Annotated in this window: 17 protein-coding genes and 1 riboswitch; of the genes, 4 read left to right on the top strand and 13 right to left on the bottom strand. The window is 69.4% G+C overall.

Going from position 1 to position 16207, the window contains the following annotated elements:
- Window positions 1-163 precede the first annotated feature (163 nt).
- Window positions 164-1987, bottom strand: a complete 1824-nt coding sequence (ilvB, locus tag CAL24_RS00185) for a biosynthetic-type acetolactate synthase large subunit (RefSeq protein WP_094805430.1) — start codon at window positions 1985-1987, stop codon at window positions 164-166.
- A 95-nt stretch (window positions 1988-2082) separates the two neighbouring features.
- Between ilvB and CAL24_RS00180 the strand changes: the two genes are divergently transcribed.
- The 3 genes from CAL24_RS00180 to ribB all read left to right on the top strand — a co-directional run bounded on the left by CAL24_RS00180 (window position 2083) and on the right by ribB (window position 4160).
- Window positions 2083-2556 carry an Lrp/AsnC family transcriptional regulator gene (locus tag CAL24_RS00180; RefSeq protein WP_028353841.1) on the top strand — a complete coding sequence of 158 codons (474 nt, stop codon included), beginning with the start codon at window positions 2083-2085 and terminating at the stop codon, window positions 2554-2556.
- 76 nt (window positions 2557-2632) lie between these two features.
- Complete coding sequence (locus tag CAL24_RS00175) at window positions 2633-3115, top strand: SET domain-containing protein (protein ID WP_028353842.1); 483 nt, start codon at window positions 2633-2635, stop codon at window positions 3113-3115.
- A gap of 54 nt (window positions 3116-3169) precedes the next feature.
- A riboswitch (FMN riboswitch) is annotated at window positions 3170-3322 on the top strand.
- A 130-nt stretch (window positions 3323-3452) separates the two neighbouring features.
- A complete protein-coding gene (gene ribB / locus CAL24_RS00170) occupies window positions 3453-4160 on the top strand; it encodes a 3,4-dihydroxy-2-butanone-4-phosphate synthase (RefSeq protein ID WP_094805429.1) in 708 nt (235 codons plus the stop codon).
- Between the two features lie 63 nt (window positions 4161-4223).
- On the opposite strand, the gene CAL24_RS00165 is transcribed toward ribB, so the two are convergent.
- From CAL24_RS00165 to panE, 4 genes are all read right to left on the bottom strand, one after another.
- Complete coding sequence (locus CAL24_RS00165) at window positions 4224-4958, bottom strand: endonuclease (RefSeq protein ID WP_028353844.1); 735 nt, start codon at window positions 4956-4958, stop codon at window positions 4224-4226.
- A 25-nt stretch (window positions 4959-4983) separates the two neighbouring features.
- Window positions 4984-5493, bottom strand: coding sequence for a nucleoside 2-deoxyribosyltransferase (locus CAL24_RS00160; protein ID WP_094805428.1), 510 nt, complete (start codon window positions 5491-5493; stop codon window positions 4984-4986).
- A 13-nt stretch (window positions 5494-5506) separates the two neighbouring features.
- Entirely contained in the window at window positions 5507-6118 is a 612-nt protein-coding gene (locus tag CAL24_RS00155; RefSeq protein WP_094805427.1) for an NAD(P)-dependent oxidoreductase, read from the bottom strand.
- Between the two features lie 85 nt (window positions 6119-6203).
- The gene (gene panE, locus CAL24_RS00150) at window positions 6204-7133 is read right to left on the bottom strand and encodes a 2-dehydropantoate 2-reductase (protein WP_094805426.1); all 930 of its coding nucleotides are present in this window, start codon (window positions 7131-7133) and stop codon (window positions 6204-6206) included.
- Between the two features lie 181 nt (window positions 7134-7314).
- Between panE and CAL24_RS00145 the strand changes: the two genes are divergently transcribed.
- Entirely contained in the window at window positions 7315-8358 is a 1044-nt protein-coding gene (locus tag CAL24_RS00145; protein ID WP_094805425.1) for a BMP family protein, read from the top strand.
- Here CAL24_RS00145 and CAL24_RS00140 read toward each other — a convergent pair.
- From CAL24_RS00140 to CAL24_RS00105, 8 genes are read right to left on the bottom strand one after another with little or no spacing between them, the layout of a single operon-like run.
- The gene (locus tag CAL24_RS00140; RefSeq protein ID WP_094805424.1) at window positions 8334-9461 is read right to left on the bottom strand and encodes an NAD(P)/FAD-dependent oxidoreductase; all 1128 of its coding nucleotides are present in this window, start codon (window positions 9459-9461) and stop codon (window positions 8334-8336) included. The genes CAL24_RS00145 and CAL24_RS00140 overlap by 25 nt on opposite strands.
- Before the next feature lies 1 nt (window position 9462).
- Window positions 9463-10905: an NAD(P)/FAD-dependent oxidoreductase gene (locus CAL24_RS00135; protein ID WP_094805423.1), complete on the bottom strand. Its 1443-nt coding sequence runs from the start codon at window positions 10903-10905 to the stop codon at window positions 9463-9465.
- Window positions 10902-11210: a (2Fe-2S)-binding protein gene (locus CAL24_RS00130; protein ID WP_028353851.1), complete on the bottom strand. Its 309-nt coding sequence runs from the start codon at window positions 11208-11210 to the stop codon at window positions 10902-10904. The genes CAL24_RS00135 and CAL24_RS00130 overlap by 4 nt, the downstream gene beginning before the upstream one ends.
- Window positions 11194-12348, bottom strand: a complete 1155-nt coding sequence (locus tag CAL24_RS00125) for an NAD(P)/FAD-dependent oxidoreductase (RefSeq protein WP_249278450.1) — start codon at window positions 12346-12348, stop codon at window positions 11194-11196. The genes CAL24_RS00130 and CAL24_RS00125 overlap by 17 nt, the downstream gene beginning before the upstream one ends.
- Complete coding sequence (locus tag CAL24_RS00120) at window positions 12348-13148, bottom strand: ABC transporter permease (RefSeq protein WP_094805421.1); 801 nt, start codon at window positions 13146-13148, stop codon at window positions 12348-12350. Before CAL24_RS00120 ends, CAL24_RS00125 begins: the two co-directional genes overlap by 1 nt.
- Window positions 13149-13162: 14 nt before the next feature.
- On the bottom strand, window positions 13163-14017 hold the full coding sequence (locus CAL24_RS00115) for an ABC transporter permease (protein ID WP_028353854.1): 855 nt from the start codon (window positions 14015-14017) through the stop codon (window positions 13163-13165).
- Entirely contained in the window at window positions 14014-15066 is a 1053-nt protein-coding gene (locus tag CAL24_RS00110) for an ABC transporter ATP-binding protein (protein WP_094805420.1), read from the bottom strand. The genes CAL24_RS00115 and CAL24_RS00110 overlap by 4 nt, the downstream gene beginning before the upstream one ends.
- 28 nt (window positions 15067-15094) lie before the next feature.
- The gene (locus CAL24_RS00105; protein ID WP_028353856.1) at window positions 15095-16126 is read right to left on the bottom strand and encodes an ABC transporter substrate-binding protein; all 1032 of its coding nucleotides are present in this window, start codon (window positions 16124-16126) and stop codon (window positions 15095-15097) included.
- Window positions 16127-16207: the final 81 nt, after the last annotated feature.

The following is a 16207-nucleotide window of genomic DNA, read 5'->3' as shown; positions in this document are numbered from 1 at the left end:
GGCCGCGTGCTGACGTCCTCCGGACGTCGAGCCGGGCCTGATTGCACCAGGAGGCCAGCGCCCGTGGCGCAGGTGTCAGACACCCCTGGGCACGGCCGTGGGCGACGAGACGACCCGCATGGGGTGTCTGACACCTGCACGATGCGGTGGCGGCCCCCCGCCGTCAGGCCGTATCGTCCTCGTACCAGACGCCTTCGGCCAGCATCATCCGATGGTGTCCCTCGCCCGCCGGCATCATGGGAAAGCAGTTCTCCTGCGCCGCCACCACCACGTCAAGAAAATACGGCCCGTCATGCGCCAGGCATTCCGCCAGCGCCTCGTCCAGCCGCGCCGGGTCGTCGACCCGCGCCGCGCCCCAGCCGAACGCGCGGGCCAGCGCCACGAAATCCGGCAGCGACGCGTTGTAGCTGTGGCTATAGCGGCCGCCGTGGATCAGTTCCTGCCACTGCCGCACCATCCCCATGTAGCCGTTGTTGCACAACACCACCTTCACCGGCGTGTCGTGCTGCATGGCGGTCGACAGTTCCTGGAAGTTCATCAGCACCGACGCATCGCCGCTGACGCACACCACGGCCTTGTCCGGGTGCGCCACCTGCGCGCCGATGGCGGCGGGCACCCCGTAGCCCATGGTGCCCGCGCCGCCCGAGGTCAGCCAGCGGTTCGGCCGCTCGAAGCGCAGGTACTGCGCGGCCCACATCTGGTGCTGGCCGACGTCGGTCGAGACGATCGCGTCGCGGCCGGTCAGCGCGGCGTCCAGGCGCTGCATCAGGTGCTGCGGCAGGATGGCGTCCGCCGCCGGCGGGCAGGCCAGGCAGTCCTTGGCGCGCCATGCGTCGACGCGGCGCCACCAGTCGTCCAGCCGCGCCACCGGCAGGTCATGCGCATCCAGCGCGCCGCGCAGGGCCTCGATCAGCGGCAGGCAATCGCCCACCAGCGCCACGTCCACCCTCACGACCTTGTTGATGGAGGCCGGGTCGATGTCGATGTGGATCTTGCGCGCATGCGGGCAGAACTCGGCCAGCTTGCCGGTGATGCGGTCGTCGAAGCGCGCGCCGATGCATACCACCAGGTCGGCATGGTGCATGGCCATATTGGCTTCCAGCGTGCCGTGCATGCCCAGCATGCCGACGAATTGCTGGTCCGACGCCGGGAACGCGCCCAGGCCCATCAGGGTCAGGGTGCAGGGCGCGCCGGTATGGCGCACCAGTTCGGTGAAGGCCTGGCAGGCTTGCGGCCCGGAATTGACCAGGCCGCCGCCGCCGTAGAACACCGGCCGGCGGGCCTGGGCGATCAGCGCGGCGGCGCGGCGCAGGGCCGTCTGCGGCAGCTTCAGCGACGCCTTGCCGGCCTGGCGGCGTGCGCGCAGCGCGGCCAGGCGCTGGCTGTCCGACGCGGCGTCGGTGTCGGCGGCGGGCGCCGGCCGCGCCAGCTGCACGTCCTTGGGGAAGTCGACCAGCACCGGCCCGGGACGCCCCTGGCGCGTCAGGTCGAAGGCGCGGCCCACCACGTCGGCCACGTCGCCGGCCGCGCGGATCTGCGTATTCCACTTCGTGACCGAACGCGAAATGCCCATCGCGTCGCATTCCTGGAAGGCGTCGGTGCCGATGGCCGATGTCGCCACCTGGCCGCTGATGCACAGCACCGGGATCGAGTCGCACATGGCGTCGAGCAGGCCCGAGGTGGTGTTGGCCATGCCGGGACCGGAGGTCACGAACACCACGCCGGGCCGGCCGGTGGTGCGGGCATAGCCCTCGGCCGCGTGCACGGCCGCCTGCTCGTGGCGCACCAGCACGTGGCGCAGGCGCGGCTCGGCGTACAGGGCGTCGTACAGGGGCAGCACCGCGCCCCCCGGATAGCCGAAGACGGTATCGACGCCGCGTTCGATCAGGGTATCGAGCAGGATCTGGGCGCCGTTGCGGTCGGCAGAGTCATCGTGGCGCAAGGCGGCGAGGGCGGAAGCATGGAGGCGGTCATTCATGCTGAATATCTTATGCCCATATGAAAAGAAGATTTCTCTTCTTTTCTACGGATTCCCAGGTTTTCCAGTAAATTCATCTTTATTTCCCTGCAATCGAGGAAAAAATGAAACTCGACAAGTTCGACCTCGCCATCCTCAAGGCGCTGCAGCAGAATGCCCGCGCCAGCCTCAACGAGATCGGGGCCGAAGTGGGCCTGTCGTCCACGCCGTGCTGGAACCGCATCAAGCGCATGGAGGCGGCCGGCGTCATCCGCGGCTACACGGTCGACATCGACCCCGCCAGCCTCGGCTTCATGGATACGGTCATCGTGCACGTCACGCTCGAGAGCCACAGCGAGGAAACCCTGTACGAGTTCGGCCGGGCGCTGGCGCAGATCCCCGAAGTGCTGGAGGCCTTCCTGGTCTCGGGCGATTACGACTATTACATCCGCATCGCCGTGCGCGACACGCGCGACTACGAACGGCTGTTGCGCGAGCGGCTCTATCGCATTCCCGGCATCCGCCACAGCAAGTCGTGCTTCGTGCTGCGCCGCCTGAAGGAAACCCAGCTGCCGCTGACGCCGCCGGCCGCCGAGTAGCCCGCGCGCGGGGCCGTCATCGCGATGTGCGCTGCCATCGATATAATCCCCGCTGGCCCGCTCCCCGCTGCTTTCAATGACCACTGCTGATCCCTCCAAGCCCTGGCACGTCGTCCGCCGCTCCAAACTGCACGGCAATGGCGTCTTCGCCGCGCGCAAGATCCCGGCCGGCACGCGCATCATCGAGTACGGCGGCGAGCGCATCAGCGCCAAGGAAGCCGACCGCCGCCATCCCACCAACCCAGACGACCCCTTCCACACGTTCTTTTTTGCGCTGAGCTCCGGCCGCGTGATCGACGGCGGCGACAACGGCAACGACGCCCGCTGGATCAACCACGCCTGCGAACCCAACTGCGAGGCGCAGGAAGGCAAGCACGGCAAGCGCGTCTACATCGTGGCCCTGCGCGACATCGCGCGCGGCGAAGAACTGTTCTACGACTACGGCCTGGTGCTCGACGGCCGCATCACCAAGAAGCTCAAGGCCGCGTACCGCTGCCTGTGCGGCGCGCCCAGCTGCCGCGGCACCATGCTGGCCCTGAAGAAAAAAAGCAAGGAATAGGGGCCGGCCGCCGCCGGGCGTACAATGTGACTTGCCGCTGACAGCGGCATAGCAGTACGTCTTCAGGGCGGGGTGGAATTCCCCACCGGCGGTAAGCCGCAATGCGGCAAGCCCGCGAGCGCCCGGTTCGCCACACGGCGGCCGGGGTCAGCAGATCTGGTGCGATGCCAGGGCCGACGGTCACAGTCCGGATGAAAGAAGATGTGCCGGCTCATTCCGCCTGCGCGGGGTGCGCGCTCCGGCCTGGGCCGGCGCGTCCCTCCGGCATGCGGCATGGCGCCTGGCTGTCGCCAGCCCTGGAACGTTTTTCGCCAACCTTATCCGCGAGAGCGTTTCAATGCCTACCGTAACACCCGCCGCACCGTTCCTCCCCCCCGACCTGTTCGCCCAGCCCTTCGAGGCCCGCCTGGCGCGCGCGCTGCACCATATGCGCCTGGGCCGGCCGGTGATCCTGATGGACGACTTCGATCGCGAGAACGAAGCCGACCTCATCGTGGCCGCCGACAAGCTCACCGTGCCCGTCATGGCCCAGCTGATCCGCGATTGCAGCGGCATCGTCTGCCTGTGCCTTACCGACGAAACGCTCGACCGCCTGCAGCTGCCGCCCATGGTCGCCCGCAACGAAAGCCGCTACAGCACCGCATTCACCGTGTCGATCGAAGCGCGCGACGGCGTTTCCACCGGCGTGTCGGCCGCCGACCGGGTCACCACCATCCGCGCCGCCATCGCCCCCGGCGCGCGGGCCGCCGATATCGTCAGCCCCGGCCACGTCTTTCCCCTGCGCGCCCAGCCCGGCGGCGTGCTGGCGCGGCGCGGCCACACCGAGGGCTCGGTCGACCTGGCCGTGCTGGCCGGCCTGCGTCCGGCGGCGGTGCTGTGCGAGCTGATGAACGCCGACGGCACCATGGCGCGCGGCGACGCGATCGCGCGCTATGCCGCCATGCATGGCCTGGCGGCGCTCACTATCGCCGAACTGGCCGACTACCGCCGGCGCCTGGCCGACGCCGAGCCGGCCGGCGAAGCGCTGGCGGCCGCCGCCGCGTAGGCGCTGCCGCAACGGGGCGCGCGGGCCCGCGAGCGCCCGGCGCGCAGCCGGCCGGCGCGCGGCTCAGCGCACGCCTTGGCACGCGCTCGCCACCGCCCGGGGATTGGCGACGAAGGGATTGCTGTTGCCCTGCACCGCGCGGATCCGCGCATCGCGCGCCCGCTCCCAGGCGTCGACCGGGTACGTGCGCGCCCAGATGCAGTACAGCCGGCGTTCCTGCCGGCTCAAGCGCAACTGGTAGGTGTGGACCATGTACAGGGTGATGCGGGCGATGCGGCCGCGCACCTGTTGCGGGGGCTGGGCCCGGCGGCCCTTGAAGTCCACCACCATGCGGCATTGACCGTACATGGCCGGGTTCTGGTCCCAGACCGTGAAGCGGAAGTTCGAGCGATCGTTGTTGAGCTCGCCCAGCTCGGGCACCAGGTTGTGCAGGTCGCCCTCGGCCTTGCGGTACACGTCGTCGCGTGCGGAGCAGTGCTTGCGGCCGCCCTGCTGCCAGCATTGCCGCTGGTGGCCGATGGCCCACGCCGGCACCACATGTTCCCATTCGATGCGCCTGGCGCGGCCGGCGTTCTTGCGCACGCGGTAACCGCAGGACTGCAGATCGGCCTGCTTGCCGCGGTAGCGGCAGCCGCAATAGAACGTGGTGTCGAGGCCCTTGTACAAGTTGGGCAGCACCTTCTTGGCGTGCCGGAAATCGCGATGGCCCACCTCGCGCGTGCGCGTGACGAGCCCGGAGGCCTGGGCGGGCAGGGTTGCGGCAAGGACCAGCAGTACAGCATATACAGCGCGCTTCATGGAGCGCGATTGTATAGGCCCCCGCTCAATCGGCCCCGCGCAGCGCCCGCGCCATGTGCGCCAAGCATTGCACGGCGTCGCCCTCGACCAGCGTGGCGCTGCAGGCCAGCATCAGGTTCACCGGCAGGCCGAAATCCTCCACGGTGTAGCCTTGCGCGTCGACATGGCGCGGCGGGTCGTCCGCCTGCCCGATCGCCACGCGCCGCACCAGGGTATCGGCCTGCTCGACATAGGCCCACACGGGCTTGCCCAGCGCAAGGGCATAGCCGACCTCGAACGCCGTGCCGGAATCCGGTTCGGCGCCGCGAAAAGGGTTGAGGTTCGCCATGACGGCGTCGGCGCCGCGGATCAGCGCCGTATTGGCCTCGTAGATCCACTGCGCCAGTGCCCGCGGCGGCAGGCCGGCGGGCGCCTTGTTGTCGTGCGGGTAAAGCCCCTCGAAGCCGTGCAGGCGGCACTGCAGCTTCAACCATTCGCCATGCGCCAGCGAATCGGCGCGGAACACGTCGAAGCCGGCCAGGTAAATGGTCTTCATGGGGCCTCCGGTTTCAGTACCCGACGGTGAAGCGCCGTCGACCATGGCGCGGCGATTCCAGCTCGTCGACCAGCGCGATCGCGTAGTCTTCCATCGAGATCCAGCTCTTGCCTTCCTGGTCGGCCAGCAATTCGTCCGCGCCGATGCGGAACTTGCCGGTGCGCTCACCCGGCTCGAACAATGCGGAAGGCGACAGGAAGGTCCAGTCCAGCGCCTGCTCGCGGCGCAGCGTATCGAGGAACACCACACCGGCGCGCGCTTCGGGCTTGTAGGCGTCCGGGAACTCGGGCGTGTCGACCAGCATCAGGCCCGGCGCGACCCGCAGGCTGCCGGCGCCGCCCACGACCAGCAGGCGCGGCACGCCGGCGCTCTTGACGGCGGCCAGCAGCGGCTTGGCATCGGCCGAAACGAACCGCGCCGCGCTGATGACGGCATCATGGCCGGCCAGCAAGGGCGCCAGCGCCGCGGGGTCGGTGGCGTCGCCCTGGCGGGCGCTCAGGCCGGGCCGCTCGACCACCTCGGCGGGATTGCGGGCGATGCCCGTAACCTGGTGGCCGCGGCGCAGCAGTTCGTCGGCAATGCGCGAACCCACGCGGCCGGTGATGCCTATGAGTGCGATTTTCATGGTGTGCTCCAGTGATAGGGTGACTCCATGCTAGTCGCCGCCCCGGGCGGCGCATACCACCGCCCGCGGAATAGTCAGTTGCAGATCATGCACCAATGGCGCGGCGGGCCTGGTACACCTGCAGGTGCGCATAGGCCATGCGCAGGCACGGCGCATCCAGGCCCAGCGTGCGGGCGCGGTGCACCATATCGCCCACGATATGGTCGGCCTCCACCGCACCGCCCTGGCTCAGGTCGCGGAACATCGACGCGGTCATGGGCGACTCGCGGTCGGTCAGCACCTTGAGCGCGGCGGCGTCGGCCTCGGCCCGCACGGTGTGGCCGGAGGCGGCCGCCACCTGCTGGCACTCGCGCAGCATGTCGCGCACGATGGCCTCGCCGTCGTCGGTGGAGACGATCTGCCCCACCGCGCCCCGCATCAGGCAGGTGGCGGCGGCCAGGGTAGTCAGGAACACGTACTTTTCCCAGATGTCCTGCTGGATGGCCGGGCTCAGGCGGCTGTTGAAGGCCGCATCGGCCAGCGCCGCCTCGAGCGCCACACAGCGCGCGCTGCGCGGCTCGCCGGCCCGCTCGCCGTACACGAAGGCGGCATGCTGCCCCAGGTGGCGCACCTGGCCGTCGGGCCCCAGCGTGGCATTGATCTGGCATAGCCCGCCCAGCACGCGCGAAGCGCCGAACTCGGCGTCCAGGGTGTCGTACTGCAACACGCCGTTCATGATCGGCAGGATGGCCGTGTCCGGCCCCACCGCCGGGCGAATGGCCTCGATCGCGCTGGGCAGGTCGTAAGCCTTGCAGCTGAGCACCACGATGTCATAGGGGCCGTGCAGGTCCGCCGCGGTCGCCACCTGCGGCTGCAGCACCGCATCGCCGAGCGGGCTTTCGATGCGCAGGCCTTGCGCGCGCAGCTTCTGGGCGCGCGCCTCGCGCACCAGGAAAGTGACATCCGCGCCGGCCTGCGCCGCGCGTCCGCCGAAATAGCCGCCGGTGCCGCCGGCGCCGAGAAACAACAATCGCATCTGGGTCTCCGCTCAATGATTCTGTGCGCGCCCCGGGGGCGCGCGATTCAAAGCTATGCAAATTATGCACCCGCGCGTACTCCCGTGCGGAACAAGCTGCCTATAATTTCACTCGCGGCGCCGGCGGTACCAGCGCCCGCCGCCCCCGACTCACCTCGCGTTGCATGCAGGAGCCTTGTCCATGACATCCCGTTCTTCCCTGCCAGCCACCGGATGCATGCGGCGCACCTTGCTCCTGCTCGGGCTGGGCGCGGGCCTGGCGGCCCTGGCGGTCCCCGCCGCCGGCCACGCCCAGGCCATCACAGGCGCCGCCAGGATCAAGGTCGCCGGGGTCTATACGGTGCCGATCGGGCAGCAATGGGTGTCGCGCGTGCACAAGGCGCTGGTCGTGGCGCAGACGCGCGGCGACATCGAATACACCTATTCCGAGAACGTCGCCCACGACGACTACGAAGACGTGCTGCGCAAGTATGCCGAGCAGGGCGTGCAGCTGATCGTCGGCGAAGCCTTCCGCGCCGAGGACGCCGCCCGCAGCGTGGCCCGCGCCTATCCCGAGATCGCCTTCCTGATGGGCTCGTCCGGGCGGCCGCAGCAACCCAATTTCTCGGTGTTCGACAACTACATCCAGGAGCCCGCCTACCTGGCCGGCATGATCGCCGGCGGGCTGAGCCGCACCGGCAAGATCGGCCTGGTCGGCGGCTACCCCATCCCGGAGGTCAACCGCCTGATGCACGCGTTCATGGACGGCGCTCGCGAGATCAATCCCGCCGCGCGCTTCAGCGTCGCCTTCATCGGCTCCTGGTTCGATCCGCCCAAGGCCCGCCAGGCCGCCCTGGCCATGATCGACCAGGGCGTCGACGTGCTCTACGCCGAGCGTTTCGGCGTGGCCGAGGCGGCCCAGCAGCGCGGCAAGCTGGCCATCGGCAACGTCATCGACACGCAGCAGCAATACGCGGACACGGTGGTGACCTCGATCCTGTGGAACATGGAGCCCACCATCGATCGCGCCCTGACCATGGTCGAACGCGGCACCTTCAAGGCCGACGACTACGGCAAGTATTCGCAGATGCGCTACCAGGGGTCCATGCTGGCCCCGCTGGGCACGTTCGAACGCAAGCTCCCGGCCGCGCTGTGGGCCAAGGTGCAGGCCCGGCAGAAGAGCATCCTGGACGGCACTTTCAGCGTCAAGATCAACGACAATCAGCCCCGCTCCAGCGGGCCCTGAAAGCGGTCGATGCGCAATGGCCCGATCGGCAGGGCCGTGCGGCCCTCCAGCACCAGGTCGGCCAGGATGGCTCCCACGATGGGCCCCAGTTCGAAGCCGTGCGCCGAGAAACCGAAGGCATGGAAGGCTCCCGCGTGGCGGCTCGGGCCGATGACCGGCAGCTCGTCCGGCATGGCCGCCTCGATGCCGGCCCAGCCGCGGTTCACCACGGCGTCGCGCATGTGCGGGAACAGCTCGCACACCATGCGGGCGCCTTCGGCCAGCGCGGCGAAGTCGAGTTCGGTCCATTCCGCATCGCGATCCACCCAGGCGCGCCGGCCGCCGCCGATCAGCACCGTGCCGTTGGCGCGCTGCTTGAACGACAGCGGCCGGCCGGTGCCCAGCACGACCGGATCCAGGAAACGCGGCATCGGCAAGGTCACCAGCATCATCGGGCTGATGGGCTGCAACGGCACCGGCTCGCCAAGCTGCGCGGCGATCCGGTCGGCCCAGGCGCCGGCGCAATTGATAAGGTGCGGCGCGGTATAGTCGCCGCCGTCGGTATGCACGCGCCACTGGGCGCCAGTCCGCTCGACCCGGTCCACCCGCACGCCTTCGATGAACCGGGCGCCGAGCGCCGCCGCCTTGCGGCGGAATGCCGAGGTCGTGCGATACGGATCGGCCGCCCCGTCGCCACGCGCGATGATTCCGCCCCGCACGGACGATGCCAGGCGCGGGACCAGCGCGCGCAGTTCGTCGGCGGGGATCCATTCCTCGTGGACGTAGCCGTGCGCCGCCATCGTGTCCAGCCGCCGGCGCAACACGGCCACGTCGTCCTCGTGCTCGGCCACGCGGACCTGCCCGTGCTGTTCGTAGCCGCAGTCATCGTCCACCAGCTCGCCGATGCGGTACCAGAGTTCGCGCGCGGCCAGCGCCAGCGGAATCTCGGCCAGGTCGCGGCCCAGCGTGCGCACGCCGCCCGCGTTCACGCCCGAGGCGTGGCGTCCGGCGTAGTTCTTCTCCAGCACCAGCGCCGCCACGCCGCGGCGCGCCAGGTGCAAGGCGGCGGAACAGCCGTGCAGCCCCGCCCCGATGATGACCACCGCCGCGCTGCCGGTCGCCATGTCACTTCTTCAGCCGCACCACGGCCTGGCGCGATGCCTCGGTCTGCGGCAGGGCGGCCAGCTCGCCCAGCGTCAGCGGCTTGGTGGGGAAGCGCAGGCGGTAATAGCCCACATCCTTGGGGTGCGCGCCCAGCTCGTCGGCGATCACCTCCGCAACCGTCAGGCCGCAGAACCGGCCCTGGCACGGCCCCATGCCGCAACGCAGGAACGACTTCATCTGGTTCGGCCCGGTGCAGCCCAGCTTGACCGTCTGGCGCACCTGCTCGGCGGTCACTTCTTCGCAGCGGCACACGATGGTGTCGCCCACCGGCCGCAACTGGGCCCGCGGCACCCGGTACAGGGCGTCGAAAAATGCCCGGCCGCGCACCGCCCGGGCCAGCCCGGCGCGCGGCGCGGCCGCCGCGCGATCCCGCTGGGCCGTATCGAGGCGGCCCAGCAAGTGGGCGGCCTGCAAGGCGGCCAGCCGGCCGCGGTGCTCGGCCGCCAGGGCGCCCGCAATGCCCGCGCCGTCGCCGGCGATGCCGACGCCGGGCACCGATGTCGCGCCCCAGATATCGATGGCCGGCTCCCAGCAATCCTGCGCCTCGTTCCAGGCGTGCTCGACGCCGATGGCGCGCGCCAGGTTGACATTCGGCACGACGCCCTGGTGCAGCAGCAGTTGATCCGCCGGCAGCTCATGCTCGCGGCCGCCGGCGGTATAGCGGACGGCCTCCAGCTTGTCGCCTCCCACCGCCCGCAGGTCGGCCACGGCCCGCGTCACCGGGACCGCCGCCCGCACCGCGCGCAGCAGTTTCCAGCCTTTGGCCAGGTAGCCCGACCCCAGGAAGCCCGCCGCATGCGGCAGCGCGCGCAGCCACTGTCCCGACGGCACGGTCTCGAGCAGGGCGTCGATCTTCGCGCCGGCATTCAAGTATTGCCAGGCCACCAGGTACAGCAGCGGCCCGCAACCGGCCAGCACGGTGCGGCCCGACGGCACCAGCCCGCCCGACTTGAGCAGGATCTGCGCCGCCCCCGCGGTCAGCACGCCCGGCAGCGTCCAGCCGGGAATGGGGAACGGGCGCTCCTGGGCGCCGGTGGCCAGCAGCAGATGCCGCGCCACCAGCATGCGCGCATCGCCCGCCACTGAGTACGCCACCTCGAAGCCGGCCTCCGGCTCGGCGGCCGTCATGCGCGAGACCGCCCAGACGGTCGCCTGCGGCTGGTAGCGCGCCCCGGAACGCAGGAACGGCTCCACCAGCGTGGCGCCATGCCAGTAATCGGGGCCGAGGATGCCCCGGTCGGTGACGGGCGTAGTGGTGACGGCGCGATAGATCTGGCCGCCGGGCGCGGCCTGCTCGTCCAGCAGCATCACATCCAGGCCGCGCGCGGCCGCTTCCGTGGCCGCGGCCAGGCCGGCCGGCCCGGCCCCGATCACCAGTACGTCGCATTGAGTCGTCTGCATCATGCCTGCACCTTGCGCGCGCCCGCCTGCCGCTCGACCGCCATGCCTTCGCGCACCTGGGTCATGCAGGCCTGGCGATTGGGCTGCCCGTCGATGGTGACCAGGCAGTCGTAGCAAATGCCCATCATGCAGAACGGCCCGCGCGGCACTTCGTTGACGACGGTATCGCGACAGGCGTCGACGCCGTGCGCGAACAGCGCCGCGGCCACGCTGTCGCCGGCCCGGCACGCCAGCTCGGCGCCGTTGAAACGGATGCGCACGGGCGCGTCGCGCAATTGGCGGTCGGCCGAATCAAGCCTCTTGAACATGAAACCTCCGGGTAGAGAAGGGCGCCATATCGTCGGCCAGCGCGCCGGCGGCGATCATGGGAGCGAGCTTCAGGGCATGCGCGGCCGCCAGGGTCACGCCGCTGTGGCAAGTCGCCACGAACGCGCCCGGACAGGCCGCGGATTGTTCGTAGATGGGAAACCCGTCTTGCGACATGACGCGCAGCGCCGCCCAGGTGCGGACCACCCGCACATCCCGCAGCGCCGGCAGGGTCCGCACGGCCCGGTCGGCCAGCGTTCCCAGGATGGGCAGCCCGACGGTGCCGTCGGCATAGCCGGCCTCCTCTTGCGAATCGCCGATCAGCCACGACCCTTCGTCCATCTGGCGCAGCGTGCTCAGCGGCGTCTGCAGGATGCGGCGGGTGCGTTCCAGGGCGATGATCTGGCCCTTCTGCGGCCGCACCGGCACCGCCAGGCCGACCCGCTCGGCCAGCGCGCGGTTGCCCAGGCCGGCCGCCAGCACGAGCTTACTGGCGCGCACCAGCCCGCGCGGCGTGGCGATCTCGAAAACGCCATCGGCATGGCGGATTTCCTGCGCCGGCCGGCGCGGCAGGTAATCCACGCCGTCGCGCGCGAACGCCGTATGCAGCGCGCGCAGCAGCTTGAGCGGATTGGCGATGCCGTCCACCGCCGTCCAGGTCGCGCCCCGCACCTCGGGCCCGACGCCGGGCACCAGGTCGGCCACTTCATGCCGGTCGAGCAGCTTCCATTCGTACGACGACATGCCGGGTTGCGCCAGCAGCTCCGTCATGAAGCGCAGCCGCGCTTCGCGCTCCTCGTCGGACAGCAGCACATGCAGCCCGCCGCGCTGCTCCAGCCGCACGTCGATGCCGGTCTTGTCCAGCAGCTCGGCGGCCAGGGTCGGCCACAGCGACGCGGACGTCAGCGTCCATACGCCGTAGCGGGGCAGGCCCATGCCCTTGCTCTGCACCCATACCAGCCCGAAATTGCCGCGCGAGGCGCGATAAGCCACATCGCCCTCGTCCAGCACCGCGACCCGCGCCAACTCGCGCCGCAGGCCGTAGGCCAGCGCCGACCCGACCAGTCCGCCGCCCACCACCACGGCGTCGTAGACGCCCTGGCGCGGCTCGCTGGCCGGCATTTCCGCTCCGTTTGCCATCACCGTCCTTTTCCTACGAACAACTTCTCCAGCCCGACCGCCCGGTCCAGAATAAAGATGACCAGCACCGTCGCATAGATCAGCACCGCCGATACCGCCGTCACCAGCGGGTCGATGGTGTCCTCGATCTGCAGGAAGATGCGCACCGGCAGCGTGGTGGTGGACGGCGAGGCAATGAAAATCGACATGGTCAGCTCATCGAAGCTGGTGATGAACGCGATCACCCAGCCGCTGATCACGCCCGGCAGGATCAGCGGCAGCACGATGCGGCGGAACGCGGTCCAGTTCGAGGCGCCCAGCGACAACGCGGCGCGCTCCAGCATCGGGTCCAGGCCGGTGGCCGAAGCCAGCACCAGCCGCAGGGCGTACGGCATGATGATGATGATGTGCGCCATGACCAGGCCGAAGTACGTGCCCACAAGGTCCACGCTGGTGAAGAACTTCAGGAAGGCCAGGCCCAGCACCACGTGCGGGATCATCAGCGGCGACATGAAGAACGCCAGCAGCGCCTCGCGTCCCCGGAAGCGGCTGCGCGCCAGGGCCAGCGCGCCGGGCACGGCCAGCAGCACCGCGACGGTGGCCGACAGCGCGCCCAGGCCGAGGCTGAACCAGAACGCGTCGATGAAGCGCGGGTTATCCAGAATGGCCTTGAACCAGCGTAGCGACAGCCCGTTGGCGGGCAGCGAGATGAAGCCTTCCGACGTGAACGCGACGGCGCACACCATGACGATCGGCGCCAGGATGAAGGCAATGAACAAGGTGTGGAACAGCAATCCCAAGGGGCCATTGCGGAAGTTCATGCGTCGTCTTCCGGTCAGCCGAAAATTGCGCCGTAGCGCCGTTCGATCATGCGGTTGGCCGCCACCAGCACCACCACGGTCGCCACCAGCAGCAGCATCGCCAGGGCCGCGCCGAGCGGCCAGTTCAAGGTATTGAGGAACTCGTCATACGCGGCGGTGGCCACGTTCTTCAGGCGCCGCCCGCCGACGATGGCCGGCGTGGCGAAGGCGCTGGCGGCCATGGCGAACACCATGATCGAGCCGGACAGGATGCCCGGCATGATCTGCGGCACGATCACGCGCCTGAGCACCGTGAACTGGCTGGCGCCGAGCGACAGGGCGGCCGCCTCCGTGGCCGGGTTGATACGCTGCAGCGACGCCCATACCGAGATCACCATGAAGGGCACCAGCACATGGGTCAGCGCGATGATCACGCCGGTGTTGGTGTACATCAGGTTGACCGGCGCGGACGCCAGGCCCAGCGCCATCAGCGTCTTGCTGAGCAGCCCGGTGGAGCCGAACAGCAGCGCCCAGCCCAGGGTGCGCACCACCACGGAGATCAGCAGCGGCCCCAGCACCACCATCAGGAAGATGCCTTTCCATGGGTTGGCCATGCGCGACAGCACATAGGCTTCCGCCGTGCCCAGCAGCAGCGAGGCCAGCGTGACCGCGACGGCGACGCCGAAGGTGCGCGCGTAGACCTCGTAGTAGTAGCTGTCGGTGACGATGTCGCGGTAATTGGCCAGTGAAAAAGCCTGTTCGATGCCGCCGTAGAACTCGAAATTGAAGAAGCTGATCAGGAACACCAGAAACAGCGGCACCACCAGGAAGGTGGCGTACACCACCATCGCCGGCGCGCTGAGCAGCCACGGGTTGAGGCGCGCGTTCATGGCCGCGCCTCGCCATCCACCGGGCACATGTCGCGGGCCCGCCAGCGCAGGTGCACCTGCTGTCCCTCGGCCGGCACCGGCACGCCGTCGTTCTGGCGTATCACCAGCACCTCGCCCACCGATGTCTCGACCTGGCACAGCCAATGGTTGCCCTGGAAGACGCGGGCCTTCATGCGGCCCGGCAGGGCGCAGGCCGCCGGCTCGGAGAACAGGATTTTCTCGGGCCGCACGATGACCGGACCGCGCGGCATCGGCAGATCTTCCAGGACGATGGCGGCCTCGCCGACGCACGCCCGGCCGGCCTGCTCGCCGGTGCCGGGCCGCGGCGTGAACACATTGGCCTTGCCCAGGAAGCCCCCGACGAAGCCGCTGGCCGGCCCCTCGTAGGCGGAGAACGGGTCGGCCACCTGTTCGACGCGCCCCTGATTCATCACCACGATGCGGTCGGACAGCGCCAGCGCCTCGGACTGGTCGTGCGTGACCAGGATGGTGGTGGTGCCCACCGTGCGCTGGATGCTGCGCAATTCCAGCTGCATCTCTTCGCGCAGCTTGGCGTCCAGGTTGGACAGCGGCTCGTCCAGTAGCAACAGGCTCGGCCGTATCACCAGCGCGCGGGCCAGCGCCACGCGCTGCTGCTGGCCCCCCGACATGCGGGCGGGATGGCGGTCGGCCAGGTGCGCCAGCCCGACCAGCTGCAGCGCCTCGGCCACCCGCGCGGCGCGCTCCTTGGCCCCCACGCGCCGCATTTCCAGGCCGAACGCCACGTTCTCGGCCGCCGTCATGTGCGGGAACAGCGCGTAGTTCTGGAACACGATGCCCAGCCCGCGCTTGTTGGCGGGCACCCTGCCCAGGTCCGCGCCGTCGAGCAGGATCGCGCCCCCCGACGGCTCGACAAAGCCCGCGATCATGTGCAGCGTGGTGGTCTTGCCGCAACCGGACGGCCCCAGCAGCGAGATGAACTCGCCGCGCTCGACCGACAGGTCGAGGCCGTCGACCGCGGTCAGGTCCCCGTAGCGCTTGGTCAGGCCTTTCAGGACGAGATATGCCATGCGTGCTCCTGCCGGCGGCTAGCCTGGATCAGCGTTCCACTTCGCGCGTCCAGCGCTTGTTCCATTCTTCGCGATGCTGGTTCACCGTGTCCCAGTCGATCACGATCAGGTCGGCCGCCCGCTGGCCGATCGGCAGCGGCACGCGCGGGTCGTCCTTGATCTCGGCCTTGGTATTGACCGGGCCGTAGCCATACTCGCTGGCCAGGCGCGACTGCACTTCGGGAGAAACGAGGTATTGCACGAACTGCTGGGACAGCGGATTGGCGTCGGGCTTGGCGACCGGGCACACGGAAGACAGCAGGGCATAGGCGCCTTCCTCCGGATACACGAAGCCCACGGGGAAGCCGGTATCCGCGAACGCCTTGACGCGCCCGCTGCCCCACACGGCGATCGATGCCTGGCCGCTGGAGAACAGCTCGGTCATCTTGCCGGGTGACGGCTCGTAGACCAGCACGTTGGGGTTGATCTCCTCGATCACCGTCTTGAAGCCCGGGTCGATGTTCTTCTCGCCGCCGCCCGCCGCGCGGGCGAACTGCACCAGCGTATGCAGGCCATAGGTGTTGTTCAGCGGCGGCACCACCAGTTGCTGCTTGTATTTCGGGTCCTTGAGGTCATTCCAGGACTTGGGCGGCGCCCATTTCCGCTCGTCGAAGATCTTCTTGTTGTACATGATGCCGGTGGCCACGATGCCGATGGCCACGGCCTTGTCGTCCTTGTAGCGCGCCGTCTTGTACAGATCGTCGGCCGGCAGGCCCTGGATCGGCGCGCAGAATCCCAATGCGATCGCCTGGTACATGGGGCCGTCGTCGATGATGGCCACGTCGATCTGCTGGTTGCTTTTCTGCGCCTGCAGGCGCGCCACCGTGTTGGTCGAGTTGCCGGCCACGTAGACCAGCTCGACGCCGTGCTGCTTGGCGAAGGGCGGGAAGATGTGCTGGCGCATGATCTCTTCGAACGACCCGCCGTATCCGGCCACCACCAGCTTCTGCTGCGCCACGGCGCCGCCGCTGCATGCGACGGCCAGCACCGCCGCCGAAAACACTGCAAGACCCTTGCCCATGAGAACCCCCTTGTCAGTTAGGCGGCAGTGTCCTGCCCGCCTGTTCTCTCTGCTTCATCTGCATATGTCCGGACATGAATG

The organism is Bordetella genomosp. 2 (assembly GCF_002261345.1).
In the GTDB taxonomy this organism is placed as follows: Bacteria; Pseudomonadota; Gammaproteobacteria; order Burkholderiales; family Burkholderiaceae_B; genus Bordetella_A.
The sequence above is the reverse complement of the archived record's forward strand: the minus strand, read 5'-3'. Positions and strand labels throughout refer to the sequence as shown.